At 66.6% G+C, this 13184-nt stretch carries 19 protein-coding genes; 9 read left to right on the top strand and 10 right to left on the bottom strand.

Translation table 11 applies throughout. The annotated features are described in order from the left end of the window. Nucleotides 1-92 precede the first annotated feature (92 nt). Nucleotides 93-485, bottom strand: a complete 393-nt coding sequence (locus tag EV644_RS35820) for a winged helix-turn-helix transcriptional regulator (protein ID WP_132194676.1) — start codon at nucleotides 483-485, stop codon at nucleotides 93-95. A 151-nt stretch (nucleotides 486-636) separates the two neighbouring features. On the opposite strand from EV644_RS35820, the gene EV644_RS35815 reads away from it, so the two are divergent. The 6 genes from EV644_RS35815 (at nucleotide 637) to EV644_RS35795 (ending at nucleotide 4219) form a co-directional block, all read left to right on the top strand. Continuing rightward, nucleotides 637-1482, top strand: a complete 846-nt coding sequence (locus EV644_RS35815) for an NAD(P)H-binding protein (protein ID WP_132194674.1) — start codon at nucleotides 637-639, stop codon at nucleotides 1480-1482. Between the two features lie 343 nt (nucleotides 1483-1825). Next, the gene (locus tag EV644_RS35810; RefSeq protein WP_199240182.1) at nucleotides 1826-1951 is read left to right on the top strand and encodes an oxidoreductase; all 126 of its coding nucleotides are present in this window, start codon (nucleotides 1826-1828) and stop codon (nucleotides 1949-1951) included. Between the two features lie 338 nt (nucleotides 1952-2289). Then, complete coding sequence (locus EV644_RS35805) at nucleotides 2290-2823, top strand: DoxX family protein (RefSeq protein ID WP_132194672.1); 534 nt, start codon at nucleotides 2290-2292, stop codon at nucleotides 2821-2823. 222 nt (nucleotides 2824-3045) lie between these two features. Next, a complete protein-coding gene (locus tag EV644_RS44860) occupies nucleotides 3046-3201 on the top strand; it encodes a hypothetical protein (protein WP_158293021.1) in 156 nt (51 codons plus the stop codon). A 103-nt stretch (nucleotides 3202-3304) separates the two neighbouring features. After that, on the top strand, nucleotides 3305-3664 hold the full coding sequence (locus EV644_RS35800; protein ID WP_132194670.1) for a hypothetical protein: 360 nt from the start codon (nucleotides 3305-3307) through the stop codon (nucleotides 3662-3664). A 189-nt stretch (nucleotides 3665-3853) separates the two neighbouring features. Further along, nucleotides 3854-4219, top strand: a complete 366-nt coding sequence (locus tag EV644_RS35795; protein WP_158293020.1) for a hypothetical protein — start codon at nucleotides 3854-3856, stop codon at nucleotides 4217-4219. Here EV644_RS35795 and EV644_RS35790 read toward each other — a convergent pair. From EV644_RS35790 to EV644_RS35780, 3 genes are all read right to left on the bottom strand, one after another. Continuing rightward, complete coding sequence (locus tag EV644_RS35790; RefSeq protein WP_132194666.1) at nucleotides 4186-4767, bottom strand: dihydrofolate reductase family protein; 582 nt, start codon at nucleotides 4765-4767, stop codon at nucleotides 4186-4188. The genes EV644_RS35795 and EV644_RS35790 overlap by 34 nt on opposite strands. Nucleotides 4768-5121: 354 nt before the next feature. Further along, nucleotides 5122-5622 (bottom strand): SRPBCC family protein, encoded by a 501-nt coding sequence (locus tag EV644_RS35785; RefSeq protein WP_132194664.1) that lies wholly within the window; start codon nucleotides 5620-5622, stop codon nucleotides 5122-5124. Beyond that, nucleotides 5619-5960: an ArsR/SmtB family transcription factor gene (locus tag EV644_RS35780; protein ID WP_132194662.1), complete on the bottom strand. Its 342-nt coding sequence runs from the start codon at nucleotides 5958-5960 to the stop codon at nucleotides 5619-5621. The genes EV644_RS35785 and EV644_RS35780 overlap by 4 nt, the downstream gene beginning before the upstream one ends. A 474-nt stretch (nucleotides 5961-6434) precedes the next feature. On the opposite strand from EV644_RS35780, the gene EV644_RS35775 reads away from it, so the two are divergent. Beyond that, a complete protein-coding gene (locus EV644_RS35775) occupies nucleotides 6435-6941 on the top strand; it encodes a pyridoxamine 5'-phosphate oxidase family protein (RefSeq protein ID WP_132194660.1) in 507 nt (168 codons plus the stop codon). 9 nt (nucleotides 6942-6950) lie between these two features. Here the strand turns inward: EV644_RS35775 and EV644_RS35770 are convergent, their stop codons facing one another. Then, on the bottom strand, nucleotides 6951-8834 hold the full coding sequence (locus tag EV644_RS35770; RefSeq protein WP_158293019.1) for a serine hydrolase domain-containing protein: 1884 nt from the start codon (nucleotides 8832-8834) through the stop codon (nucleotides 6951-6953). Nucleotides 8835-9228: 394 nt separating this feature from the next. Here EV644_RS35770 and EV644_RS35765 point away from each other — a divergent pair, with 394 nt between their 5' ends. After that, nucleotides 9229-9651, top strand: coding sequence for an Hsp20/alpha crystallin family protein (locus EV644_RS35765; RefSeq protein ID WP_132194656.1), 423 nt, complete (start codon nucleotides 9229-9231; stop codon nucleotides 9649-9651). Between the two features lie 5 nt (nucleotides 9652-9656). Here EV644_RS35765 and EV644_RS47330 read toward each other — a convergent pair whose 3' ends face one another. From EV644_RS47330 to EV644_RS35755, 3 genes are read right to left on the bottom strand one after another with little or no spacing between them, the layout of a single operon-like run. Then, the gene (locus EV644_RS47330) at nucleotides 9657-9779 is read right to left on the bottom strand and encodes a hypothetical protein (RefSeq protein ID WP_255511427.1); all 123 of its coding nucleotides are present in this window, start codon (nucleotides 9777-9779) and stop codon (nucleotides 9657-9659) included. After that, entirely contained in the window at nucleotides 9776-10006 is a 231-nt protein-coding gene (locus EV644_RS35760) for a hypothetical protein (protein WP_132194654.1), read from the bottom strand. Before EV644_RS35760 ends, EV644_RS47330 begins: the two co-directional genes overlap by 4 nt. Continuing rightward, entirely contained in the window at nucleotides 9999-10835 is an 837-nt protein-coding gene (locus tag EV644_RS35755) for a 2-oxo acid dehydrogenase subunit E2 (protein ID WP_132194652.1), read from the bottom strand. Before EV644_RS35755 ends, EV644_RS35760 begins: the two co-directional genes overlap by 8 nt. A gap of 256 nt (nucleotides 10836-11091) precedes the next feature. On the opposite strand from EV644_RS35755, the gene EV644_RS35750 reads away from it, so the two are divergent. Continuing rightward, entirely contained in the window at nucleotides 11092-11367 is a 276-nt protein-coding gene (locus EV644_RS35750) for a DUF1876 domain-containing protein (protein ID WP_132194650.1), read from the top strand. 114 nt (nucleotides 11368-11481) lie between these two features. Here EV644_RS35750 and EV644_RS48310 read toward each other — a convergent pair whose 3' ends face one another. Both EV644_RS48310 and EV644_RS35745 read right to left on the bottom strand, forming a co-directional pair. Continuing rightward, on the bottom strand, nucleotides 11482-11646 hold the full coding sequence (locus EV644_RS48310; protein WP_500789609.1) for a DUF8730 family Cys-rich protein: 165 nt from the start codon (nucleotides 11644-11646) through the stop codon (nucleotides 11482-11484). A gap of 45 nt (nucleotides 11647-11691) precedes the next feature. Beyond that, nucleotides 11692-13158, bottom strand: coding sequence for an MBL fold metallo-hydrolase (locus EV644_RS35745; protein WP_132194648.1), 1467 nt, complete (start codon nucleotides 13156-13158; stop codon nucleotides 11692-11694). Nucleotides 13159-13184: the final 26 nt, after the last annotated feature.

Genomic DNA, 13184 nt, shown 5'->3' with positions numbered 1-13184 from the left:
CAACCAGAACGTTGGAAATGCCACGATGCTCGGCCAAGTCATTGCTTGGAGCAACGAGGCGAGGGAGCGGTGGTGGCGTCCTTGACGATGCGTTACCTGGCTGCAGCGGTGTCGTAGTCGTGCCGGGCCAGGTCGACTTTGGCTAGGTTGGTGCTGGCCCATTCAGCGAGATTCGCGAACAGCGGGGCGAGGCTGCGGCCGAGCTCGGTGATCTCGTACTCGACCCGCGGCGGGACCTCTGGGTGGTAGGTGCGCACGATCATGCCGTCGCGTTCGAGTTGACGCAGCCGCTGGGTCAACACCTTCGGCGTGATCGCGGCGATCCGGCGTTCCAGCTCAACAAACCGTTGCCGGCCGTGCATGTTGAGGGTCCAGAGAATCGGTGTCGTCCACCGGCTGAACACGATGTCGACGACCGGGGCGATCGGACAGGCCTCTTCGGGATCGATCGATGGGAGTGCCGTCTGGGTCGCTTTGCCGGCCATACGCGCTCCTTGTGGGTAGTCACTTTCCTGTAGGTACCTACTATACCGGCGGTGTTAGCTTCTCCGGGGAGAGCAGCGAGGCCGCCCCGCCCGCGATCTTCTCGCCCGCTCGGGCGTGCGCAACCACGACGAAACGACACGGGAGCTATTCATGATCGTAGTAACGGGAGCGACCGGCAATGTTGGCCGACCGCTCGTGCAGACCCTCGCAGCAGCCGGCGAGCAGGTGACGGCGGTGTCCCGACGGGTCTCGGACGCGGCGGTGCCGAAGGGTGTGCGAATCCGGCAGGCGGACCTGACCGACTCGGAGAGCCTTCGGCCCATCATGGACGGCGCTGACGCGCTGTTCCTCCATGATGGCGGCGCTAGTGCTCACCTGTTGAGCCCGCGGGACATCGTCGACGTGGCGAAAGCCGGCGGAGTCGGCCGTATCGTCTTGCTGTCCTCCATCGGAGTGGTCACCCGACCCCAGTCGGCATCGCATGGAGGCATGATGCAGTCCATCGAGGATGCTGTCCGGCAATTGGGCATGGAATGGACGATCCTGCGCCCCAGCGGCTTCAACTCCAACGCGTACGCCTGGATCGAGACGGTCCGTTCCGAACGGACCGTCGCCGCGCCCTTCGGGGACGTCGGCGTGCCGACCATCGATCCGGCCGACATTGCCGAGGTCGCCGCCGCGGCCCTGCGCGAGGACGGTCACGCTGGGCAGGTCTACGAGTTGACCGGGCCTGCCCTCACCACACCGCGGCAACGAGCCGAGGCGATCGGCGACGCGCTCGGCGAACCGATCCGGTTCGTCGACCAGACTCGCGACGAGGCCCGAACGCAGATGCTGCAGTTCATGCCGGAGCCCGTGGTCGAGACCACCCTCGATGTGTTCGCCGAGCCCACCCCCGCCGAACTGCGGATCAGCCCCGACGTCGAACAGGTCCTCGGCCGTGCACCCCGAACCTTCGCCGACTGGGCGAAGCGCAACATCGCCGCCTACCGTTGAAATGACGCAACGCTCCGGCGAGGCCTGCACGGCTGACGGCGGCCTCCTCCCCGCACAGTTCGGCAACCTAGTGGCCCAAACCTAGAAAGCCCTGTAGGCACCTGAAGTGGTCGCCTGCAGCAATCATGATTGATGACTCGACCATCTTCCGGGCGGAGCTGGAGTGCGTCGTCTCGCTAGCTGCCTCCCACCTAACCTGACCTCATCAACGGCGCGGTTCCGACCGCTCTCGCTCTCACAGGGCACCCGTACTGCGAGTCCGCCGGCGAACCGTCCGCCGTCCAGCCGCCCAGGGAGATGATGCCGAACTACGGCGGAACCAGTCCCTGGGCGGTCCCGCGAGTTGACTGGGGACGACCTGAACACCGTGGTCGACAGACTCGTACAGGCGCTGAACACCCGGGTCGTGGGGTTCGACGGCGTTGAGGTGCACGCCGCGAACGGGTACCTGCTCGACTCGGCGACGTGACGTGCAGCGCGTCCGGCCCGGTCGGCGCCGCCGCCGCCTCAGCAACCCGACGTACATCCAGTACCGGTCGGCGCTGATCGACGCGTTCGTCATCGAGACCGGCCGGGTGATCCAACCCCCCAGCCCCATGATCACCCTCACCTTTCATCCCTGTAGCGGAGGGACGCCATGACTGTCTGGTCCGACCTGTCGCCGTCGTAACTTGCGCGCACCTGCTGATGCTGAACACATATGATATGGTTATCATATTATCGCATTTGCGAATTTCGGCATCAGCGAAGGTGGGCAGGGGAAACGGCAACGAGCCCCGACCTTCCCGTACGCGAAGGAGCAGCACTATGAACACAATGTCGCACGTCGTTCTCTGGATCGCCCAAGGCTTCCTGGCCCTCTTCTTCCTCGCGGGTGGCGCCCCGAAGGTCCTCGGCCGCGGCCTCGACAACTGGATCGGGTTCTCCGGCCTTCCCCGCGGCCAAGTGATCCTCGTTGGCGTTGCGGAGGTCCTCGCAGCCGCGGGTCTGGTGCTGCCTGAGGTGACCGGGATCCTGCCGTGGCTGACCCCACTGGCGGCCATCGGGCTCGCTGTCATCGGGCTGATGGCGGCCGGGTTCCACGTGCGCGCCAACGAACATCTCAACGTACTCGAGACCTCACTCCTGGCTTGCATCGGCGCAGCGATCGCGGTCGGCCGCTGGGACCTCATCGACTCAAGCGCCGATGTCCCGCCATGGACGCTGGTCGTGGTCCTCTGCCTGCTGGTGCCTGCGGCCGTCATCAACGTCATCGTCCTTTACCGGGGCACTGGCCAGCAGGCTGCGCAGCCGCACAGCAATTCCGGACGGGTTGACGGAACCCGGCAGCCCGTCGGGTGATGACGCTACCTGCGGTCTACCGCGGTGGCCGGGACACATCCGGAGGTCGTGGTGCGGGTACACGCTCGGCATTCACGCGACGGTCCTGTTCTCCGCCGTCGTCAGAGTCTTCCTCGGCCGATTCCGGGCAGAAGGAGAGGGTGCCTGCCGGTCGTGTGGCAGGCACCCTCCAGCGTTCGGGTCGGCGCCCGGTCAGAACAGCGGGTGGTTGCCTCGGACGCGATGGCCGGGATCGACACGCTCCTTGATCTCGCGGAGACGGGCCAGTGGGGAGGGCTCGAAGATCTGCTCGATCGGCTTGTCTTCCGACAGGGTAATCGGTACCGGTTGCTGATAGAGGATCCCAGCCTCGACGTGATGCCGTCGAAGGCTGTTTGATCAATGCGGGGAGTTCTGGAGCCGGCGCGATCGCACCGAGGAGCACAAGGTACTGCTCAGCCATGGCACCGACCAGCTCGACGGCACGGATCTGATGGGCGCCGTGTCCACGAGGCTGCGCCGTCACCGCAAGTCCGTGCCGGGCCGCGATCCGGATCGCATGGTGAACCTCCTCGACATCCGCAACGTGGACGATCGCGGCCGGCTCTTGAGGAACCAGCAGGTGCCAGGCGATCCGCTCGGTGTGCCAGCCGTCGTCGGCGGGCGACACCACTCGGCCCATGATCGCGTCACGCAACTCGTCGATGAGCTGGTCGTTGTTTTCGGTGGTCATGCCTACTGTTTTCTGTCCGTCGATCAAGAAGGTCCCTCTGGCAGACCCGTCGCCCACGCGCGGCCGGGTCGGTGCTGCCCAACCCGGACAGCCAAAGCCCATGCTGTGCTGAGATTGTTGACGAAATGAGGACGCGGTTCGCGGGTCTACAGAACGTTGCAGCAGGCATCGATCGTTCGTATATCCCCGCAGTGGACAGTGGACCGGGTAGTGCCGCTTGAGTTACGCCGGATGACGCCGTGGGGGCAGACGTTCGGCGTACGAGCCGCGTCGGTCCTACAGAGGCCGACCTCGGCATCCGCCAGGACACTCGTACGGATGCAGGTGATGTCAGAAGCCGCGACCGGGAATCTGCAGGTGAAGGCGCTGGTCTACATCGCGGCATTCGCCCCGGCCGAAGGAGAAAGCGCCCTGGAGTTGGCGAACAAGTGCCCCGGCAGCACACTCGGCGGCACCTTGCAGAGCACACCGCTCGGTGACGGGAGCAACGACCTCAGCATCCAGCCGGCCAAGTACCGCGGCCAGTTTGCGGCGGACGTCTGCGAGCCCGCCCACACCAAGGTGGTGGTCGAGGTTCCCGGGGCTTCGCATGCGGTGGCCGTTTCGCAGCCCGACAAGGTGGCGGACCTCATTGAGCGGGCATCGTCGAGCTATCCGGTCTTCAAGGGCCCGGCGACCTTGTAAGTACTGAAGATGATGCCGGACGGAAATGCTTTCGTGCTGACGAGTTCGAATGTGCGTGCCGGGATTCCGTCCGCAAAGAGGCGCTTCCCCGTGCCCAGCAGGACCGGATAGACGGCCAGCAGGATTTCATCGGCAAGCCCGTGTTCGAGCATCGTCGATGTCAGCGTGGAGCTACCCGAGAGGATCAGGTCCGGGCCGTCCTGCGGTTTGATGCGGCGCACGCCCTCGACGATGTCCGGTGCGAGGCCCTCGAACGGGCCCCATTCAAGACTTTCCGGACGGTGGGTAGCGACAAATTTCTTTGCCGCATTGAGGCGGTCCGCCATCGGACTGCTCGGTGCCTTTGGCCAGAAGCCCGACCAGGCATCGTAGGTGCGACGGCCGAGCAGGAGATCGAAGCTCTCGCCATGCGCGGCGAGCATTGCGTCCCGGCCAGCGGGAGTTCGATAGGGCACGGTCCATTCGCTGTAGGGGAAATCGTCATCATCGGCGGAGTGCTGGATCACGCCGTCGAGCGAGATGTGTTCGATGATTTTGAGCTTTCTCATTTGAGTCTCCTTGTCCTGGGGTTGGGGTTTCTATTCTGTTGGCATTGCGACGAACCAGCGCACCTCGACCGATTCGCAAGGGTAGGAAACCCGACCATCTGACCCTTGGCATCCAGCGCTCTCCTCGGTGGACACGCCTTGTGCCTCATCCACTTGCGCCCACGATGATGGCCGTCCACGGCGTCCATGGGTGCGCATCGTGGCCCCACCCCATCACGCGGATGACAGGTTGAGTCTTATGTGACCGCTTTCCCATCAGGATGCTCGCGCGTAGCGAAAGCGGGCGATCGCTGACATCACCCACTACGTCCGTGTTCAAGAAGAGCTCGATCGCTATGAGATGGGTGGTCAGTCCTAAGTATGCGCAGCGGACGCGCTCCGTTCGGCAAGCACTGCGTCGAGTTGGGGTATTGCTGCGCGTAGCCCTTCTTCCATGCCGGGAATCGTTTGCTCCATTGCTTCAACGCTTGAAAACTTCGTGACGCAGGTCATGCGCGATCCCGTCGGCGTGGCTTCGAAGGCGAACTTCATCGACGACGGCATGTTCTCGTCCTCGGCGTTATCTTCGCCGTCCTGCGCCTCGAACGATCTTATTGGATTCACCGCGGTGAACTTCCAGGAGCCGCTCCACTTTTCTCCCGTCGGCCCGGTCAGGAAGTACTCGGCGCGACCGCCGACTTTCATGTCATAACGCGTGAAGGTGGCGGGCATGGCGGGTGGCCCCCAAAAGCGCTCGAGTTGGCGCGGGTCGGCAAAGGCGTCCCAAAGGCGTTTTTGCGGAACGGGATAGTCGCCCACGACGGTGAGGGTGAGCTCTGCGGCGTCTTTAGTGACCGAGGTAAGCGGCATAATCATTTTCCTTTCGGTAGAAGAACATCGTCGAGCTGCGCCATGCGCTGGCGCCAAATGGATTCGAAGTATTCGAGGACCTCGGCAGCGCGCTGGAGCCGCTCGTGGTTGGTGGAGACCAGCTGCTCGCGGCCGCTTGCACGCTTCTGAATGAGACCCGCGCGCTCGAGCACGGCGACGTGCTTTTGCACGGCGGCGAAGCTCATCTCGTAGCGCGCAGCAAGATCGGACACCGACGGCGTCTCCGTGAGCGACCGCGCCAAGATGTCACGTCGCGTGCCATCGGCCAAGGCACGGAAAAGCTGGTTGAGCTCGTCTTCGCTCTCTTCGCTAAGTACAACCATGTGGTTGTACGTTAGCCACGTCTGAGCACTTTTGCAAGGCGGCGGGAATCCCCGCACCGCGGCAGATGAGCGCCGGCTGGCACGACGAATCCGAGTCCGCAACCTGAGTCGCCGACGGGCCGCTGCCGGGTGCCAACATCGCCGGCCGCCGCGGTCGGCCCCTTCTCAATGATTCAAGAGATCGACTCAGCTCGCAGGCCCTCCACCGAAGTCTTGAAACAGGGTGGTGACGCGGGTCCCGAATTCACCGAACATCAACAGACTCAGCTTGAGCGATCAGATGTTGGGTCGCCTTGTGGCTGTAGTCGATGCCGATGTGCGAGCCAGATGGCCGACCTTCTACGCAGTGGGCGAAAGTCCCGTGGATCGGGGGTACGACGCCTCTGCCCGGGCTAAGGAGCACGAAGGACGGTTGAGTTGACCCGGCAGCCGCCCTCGCTGCCGAGAGACGACCACACCTCGGGAGGCAGAGCGATGGTGGAGACACACGGACCGGCTGCGGTCGACTTCGGACTGGCCGGCGAACAAGTCTGGCGGCAGATCGCGAAGAGGTCCTTCGCGGTGCTCAGCTACGTGACCCCGGCGGGGGAGCCGCGGTCGAGTGGTGTCGTGTACACCGCCGCGCGGCACCGCCTCTACGTTGCCGTCGCGCCCGAGAGCTGGAAAGCCCTGCACATACCTGCCACCGGTCGGGTCGCGGTGACGATTCCGGTGCGGCGGGGTGGACTCCTGTCGCTGCTGCTACCGATTCCACCCGCGACAATCAGCTTCCACGCCAGGGCCGTCGTCCATCCGCGGGGCTCGCTCGCCGACGGATCACCGGCATCAGAGTTGGCCGCGCTGATGCCCGCAGAACGGCTCGCCAACTGCCGGATCGTCGAGATCTTCCCCGAGGGATACTTTCTGACCTACGGCATCGGTACGTCGCTGAGGGCTATGCGCGACCCAGCGGTAGCGCGAGGCCGCGTGCCGACCACCTGAGCGCACCGGTCAACTGACTCCCCAGCCGATGAGCTGCCAGGCGGCGAGTTGAGCGACCACGGCAACTGAGGCGATGGCTAGTACCGCGTACTGGAGTCTGAGCGCCCTCGACCACCAGTGGAGTACCCACCCTGCCGCCACAAGAACAAGCGTGCACGCGCCCAGAGCGGCCAGCGCCAGCGGCAAGTGCGCCGCCAAGCGCTCGGCTGCGGGGAGGTCGAGCCAGCCGAGGAAGCCGGAATCCACGAGAGTAGGCATCCGCGCGATCCGGACGGCGTTTCCGAGCGTCAGCACCGCCGTGAAGAGCGCCGCGAGTGCGGCGATCCGGCGCCAGCGGCGCGAGGCGGAGGGCTGCTGGTCTGATGCCGAGCGTGACACGTGGCGACGTACCTCGCGAACGGCGGCGCCGACGAGCCACGCGGCTCCAAGGAGGGCGGCGGTCCCGAGAACGCCCCACTGCCAGAGAGCCGGACCACCTGCCACTCGAACGAGCCTGAGGCCCTGCCACCTCGGGACCGGGTCTCGCAGGTCGAGCGTCTCACCGTTGTCTGCGAGGAACACGCCGGGTGCGACTTCGACGAGACGGTGCCGGACGAGCGATCCCGTCGCGTTGTCCTCGAAGTACGGGACGCCCCCGTCGACGACGAACCGGTCCGGCAGACCAGTCGGGGGGAGCACGCCCCATGCCGGCGTTCGGTAGGAGCCCGAGTAGGTCGCCCAGCGGGTGGCTTCATCACCCGTGGTGGGCATGGCGGCGTCGGCGACGAAGTTCGCCATCCCGGCCGGGGGCTCGGACAGATCCGGATCGACGACCGGTGGCCGCGGCGGCAGCGCAAGCAGCCGATCGCGATACGCGCCCGGCTCCGTGAGGAGGTCACGCAGAATCGACAGTGCGAGGTCTTGCTGGAGCTGGTGATCCTGGGAATTGGTCAAGATGGCGATCCCAAGCCGGAGCTGCGGCAGCCACCACAGGTCGGAGATGAACCCGAAGCCACCGCCGCCGTGGGTGAAGAGATCGGGCCTTTCGTCCCAGCGATTCCAGCGGGTGCGGAGCACGCCGAGCGCATAGCCGGACGGTGCGCCGACCTTGGGCGCACGGACGGTGCGCAGCTCCTCCATCGGCTTCGGATCGAGGACAGCGCGACCGTCGATGGAGCCGTCGTCCAGCTGGAAGCGAAGGAAGCGGGTCATGTCCTCGGCGCTCGTGTACAGGCCACCGGCCGCGGTCATCGGTACGTCGAGCATCGGCTCGGGAAAGGGCTGGACGTGTCCTACAGCGCGATTGTCGTTCGACCGGATCACCGCCCGATCGAACGTGCTGTGGGCCATGCGGAGCGGACCGAGCAGCGAGTCGCGCATGGCCGCCGCGAAAGGCTTGCCCTCGACTACCTGCAAGATGTAGCCGGCGAGGTCGATCCCCAGGTTCGAGTACGCGTACCCGCTGCCGACGGGGAAGCGCAGCCAGGTGTCGGAGATGCTGCGAACGTGCGAGTCGAAGTCGCCGGGTTCGAGGTCGTTGTTGTTGCCCACCGGGGCCTCGTGGATGAAGCCGGCGGTGTGGCTCAGCAGCATCCGGAGCGTGATCTTCCGCTCGGGATGCGCCTCGAACGCGCTGCGGACAGTGAACCTGGGCAAGTAGGTCGTGATCGGCTCGTCGAGATCCAGTCGTCCGGCCGCGACGGCCCGCAGGACTGCCGTTGCCGTGAACAACTTCGAGATCGACTGGATGCTGAAGATCGTGTCAGCGGTGACCGGGGCACCGCCCTGGTGGTCCCGGTACCCGAATCCTTCGACCCACAGCGCCCGCTCGCGGTCCACGAGCGCGACGGCCAGACCCGGTACTCCCTGCTCGGCCATGAGCTGAGGGATCAGCTCCTGGTACCGGGCGATCACCGTCGCCGGAGCGTCGGCGGCGGAGGCAGGTAGCGCCGACCCGAGAGGGACGATCGACGTGGCGGATCCAAGAAGGAGGCCCGCAGCCAAGGCCCCTCTCAAGGCTTTGCCCAGCCGGCATGACGCTCGGCTGACCACGTTCGTACCCATGTCGTCCACCAACGGCGCTCGCCCGGTGACGCGCCTTCGACCTCCAGCATCACTTGACGGAGAGGGGGACAGCAGAGGCGTAAGTCCCTCAAGTCCTGGGCGGTCAGACCCGCCAGTCCTCTGTTGGTGGACAGGTTGCCGATCAGGGTCGAAGGTCCCTGCCACCCGGTCCCTACGCCCCTTCTGCGAGCCCGTGCGCCGCAGTGCTGTGGAGGTGAAGGAAGAACTACGGAAAGGGGAAACGATGACCTCGTTGGAGCACAAGGACAGCCGACGTCAGTTCGCCGACCTGTTCGACTGGGCCGATAGCCTGCCGAGCCTGTTCACCTGGCCGGCAGCGATGCGCGGTGTCCGGATCGAGGAGTTCGCCGACGACAACGCGTACGTCGTCCGGGCGGAGCTGCCCGGGCTCGACCCCGCGAAGGACATCAAGGTCGAGGTCGCGAACGGCATGATGACCATCACGGCGACTCGTCAGCAGGAGGAGCACGACGGTGCTCGCTCGGAGTTCCACTACGGTTCGCTGACCCGGCGGGTGCTGTTGCCCGACGGCGCGGACGAAGCCAAGGTCGAGGCGAAGTACGCGGCCGGGATCCTCGAGGTGAGGGTGCCGATCACGGCGATGACGGCCGAGGCGCGGACCATCAAGATCGAGCACACACCGTAACGCTCTCAACCCAGGTGCCCGGCCAGGGAAGATCCCGGTCGGGCACCTCGCTGCGCATCTCCTGGTGCCAGGTCCTCGTCGTGTTCGGCCAGCAGTACGGCGAGCAGGCGCTGCGGTGCGCCGGTCATGTCGTCTGGCTGTGGGGTGGCTCCTGGGTGGTCGGCGGAGCGTCGGGCGGCTGTTCTGTGTCCTGCTCGTCGGCCGCCTTCTCGTGATGACCGTGCCGGGCTTCGTAGAGGGCGGCGCCGAGGTACCGCTCGGTTGCTTGCGCGGTCCGTGATGGGCCCGCGGTGCGCCGACCGGCCGCGTTCGCCAGTGCCTCTCGCTGGGCGCGAGCTTTGTCGATGTCAGTCATGGTTCTGTCCTCCGGCTTCCGTTGACGCGGCTGGTGGTGGGGCGGCCGGCAATCCGTCGGCGAACGTGAGGAGGCTGCGCAGACGGCTGATGAACCGCGCGGTCGGCGCGCCGTCGACGATGTCGTGGTCGACGCTGACGGTCAGCTGCAGCCACTCTCGTTCGACCAACTGCCCCGCGCGGAGCGCGGGCCGAACGGTGATGCCGCCGATGACGATGCCGAGGGTGTGCAACTGGAAGGCGATGCCCCACCCGCCACCCGCGCCGAACATGCCGACGGCGGTGACACCTACGGTGCCGGCCAGAGCGCGCTGGCGTTCCGGCAGCCGGTGAAGGGCCCCGAGCAACCCGGTGCGCACGATCCCGGGCAGGAGCAGGTAGGCGCGTGCCCAGGCAGCCTTGCGGACCGAGGGGCTTCGGTTCGGGTCGGCCTTGACCGCACGGATCTCGCGGTGAATGTCTCGTACCGAACGTCGGCCGGCGTCGCGGATCACGTGGGTGAAGGCGAAGGGAACCCCGTCCAGAGTGGCCTCGATCGGGAGGCCGATGTCGACTTGGCCGAAGATGACCTCCCGGCCGTGGAGATCGCGATACGCCTGGACTGCCGGCTCGGCGGCCACCGCGCGTCCCACGCAGGCGATCACGAACGCGGTGAAGGACAGTTCCTCACCGGTCGCGGACCGATGGCGGCGCAGCGCCTCGCGGGCCGTGGTCACATCGACCTCGAACAGGCCGTGGACCGCGTGCCGCCGGTGTGCCGCCCGGCCGGCGTCCATGACGAGCCGCCGGACCCAGGGCACCGGCACGACCTTCGAGCCCCGCTGAAGCACGACGCCACCTCCGATCGAACCTGTCTGCTTCGAGCATGTGCCTGGCCGTTGCAGCCCGCACCGGCCGATCGGTCCCTGCGAACCGGGACCTTCGACCCCTGCTGCGGGTGAGTGATGCTGCGGCCACCGCACCCGGCGGGTGGCGAAAAGGGCTGAAGTCCCCTGGTGTTACGGACCGGATGGCCCTAGGCCGGATCGCCGCGGCGGCCCGACGATGGCAAGAAGTAGGTCTGCCGAGCGAGAAAGGCCGAGGACCATGACTGCGACCAGACGCTGGAACGTCGAGATCTTCATCGACGAGCACGAGGACGAGCGGATCACCCATGCGGAGGCTCGGCTGCACACGAACGACGAGACGCACCTGGTCGGACGGGGCACCGCACACCGGCACCCGGACGACGCGGAGGTCGCGGAGATCGGCGACGAACTCGCGGTGGCGCGGGCGCTGTCGAATCTGTCCCACGAGTTGATCCACGCCGCGGCTGGCGACATCGAGCAGATCACCAAGGAGCACGTCCGTCTGCACAGCTGAGGCGTGCGGCCACGATCGCGGCGAAGTGCCGGCTCAGGTACGACCTGCTGTAGGAGCGGTTGAGCAGATGAAAGCCTTCCTGCCGTTCCGCGACCGCGGTTGCCGCTGATGGCGTCAGCGGCCGAAAAGTTTGTGGAGCAGGCTGCCCTGGCGTTCGGTCTTGGGGTGTCCGGGACACCACTGGTCGGCGGGGACCATTGCCTTGACCTGTCCGACGTGCTGGCCGCAACCGGCCCAGGTGGTCTTGGCGCAGGTCTTGCAGATGACAGGTCGGCACACGGTGTTCTCCTGTTTCAGGGATCGTTCAGGGCTTGGCGGAGTTGGTCAGGCCTCGGGTCGCAGCAACTGGAGTCCGGCTTGCTCGGCGTTCTGGAAGTCGTCGTCGATCGCGACGGGCGTGCGTCCGGCGGCGTCGAGGAACGACGCGGCGATCGAGGCGCGGTAGCCGGCGGCGCAGTGCACCCACACCTCGCCGGCGGGGACCTCGTTCAGCCGGCGCGGCAGTTCGTGGATCGGGATGTTGACCGCACCCGAGATCCGCGCGGAGCGATGCTCGTCTGTGCGGCGGACGTCCAGGACGACCACGTCGCGGTGGTGACGGACCTGCTCGAGGTCGGCGAAGGTGCCGGTCGGGAACGCCGCCAGTGGGCCGGTGGTCCACCGCTCCGGACCGCCGGTGGCGTGTGCCACCGGCCGGTCGACACCGATGCGGACCAGCTCACGCTGCGCCTGGGCGACGTCGCCGGCAGTCTCTCCGAGCAAGGTCACCGGCGTGCCCCACTCGATGAGCCAGCCGAGGTAGGTCGAGAAAGCGCCGTCGAGTCCGAAGTTGAGGGTGCCGCGAGCGTGGCCGGCTGCGAAGGCGATGCGATTGCGCAGGTCGACGACCCACTCGCCGGCTTCGATCCGGCGGCGGAGCTCGGTGGCATCGGCATGCTCGGGTGGGGACAGGTCGGGGGCTGCGGGGCCTGCGGCGTTGGCCGGGCCCATGTGGATGTAGTAGGCAGGCCAGGCGCCCAGACCGTCGAGCAGTTCGCGGACATAGGTCTCCTCGTCCTGGGTCAGGACCGGGTTGGTCCGTCTCTCCTGCCCGATCGTGGACTCGGTGGCGTTGGTCTGGGTGGCGGAGCAGAAGGAGCCGAAGCCGTGGGTCGGGTAGACCCGGGTCCCGTCGGGAAGCGCGCCGGCCAGCCGGTGCGCCGAGGCATGCTGGTGGCGCACCAGTTTGTCGGTGTTCTCTGTGCCCAGCAGGTCTGGGCGCCCGGTCGCGCCGTACAGCAGTGACCCGCCGGTGAAGACCCCGATCGGCTCGTTGCCCCGCCCGGCGTCCGTCAACGCGTAGGACAGGTGGGTGAAGGTGTGGCCGGGCGTGTGGATCGCCCGCACACGTATGCGTTGGCCGACCTCGACGGTCTCGCCGTCGTGGATCGGCGTGCGGTCGAAGGAGACCGCGTCGTCGCCGTTGACCAGGTACTGCGCTCCGGTGGCTCGCGCCAGCGCCAAGCCGCCGGTGACGTAGTCGTTGTGGATGTGTGTCTCGAAGACGTGGGTCAGCCGGACCTGGTCGCTGTCGAGGATCGTCAGCAAGCGGTCGACGTCACGCTGGGGGTCGACGACGAACGCCACCTCGCCATCGTGGACGAGGTAGCTGCGGTCACCCAGCGAGGGAGTCTCCAAGGCGCGGACGGTCAGCTCCGGTCCCTGGGGGCGGCGGTCCGCGTCCTCGACCGGCCCCTGCTCGGACAACTCGCGGATGCCGACGACGGTGGCGTCGTGGTCCGGCTCTCGCATCGATGCGTCCTCCCTGGCTGCGGCAC

It is taken from the genome of Kribbella orskensis (assembly GCF_004342085.1).
GTDB classification, from domain to species: Bacteria; Actinomycetota; Actinomycetes; order Propionibacteriales; family Kribbellaceae; genus Kribbella; species Kribbella orskensis.
The sequence above is the reverse complement of the archived record's forward strand: the minus strand, read 5'-3'. Positions and strand labels throughout refer to the sequence as shown.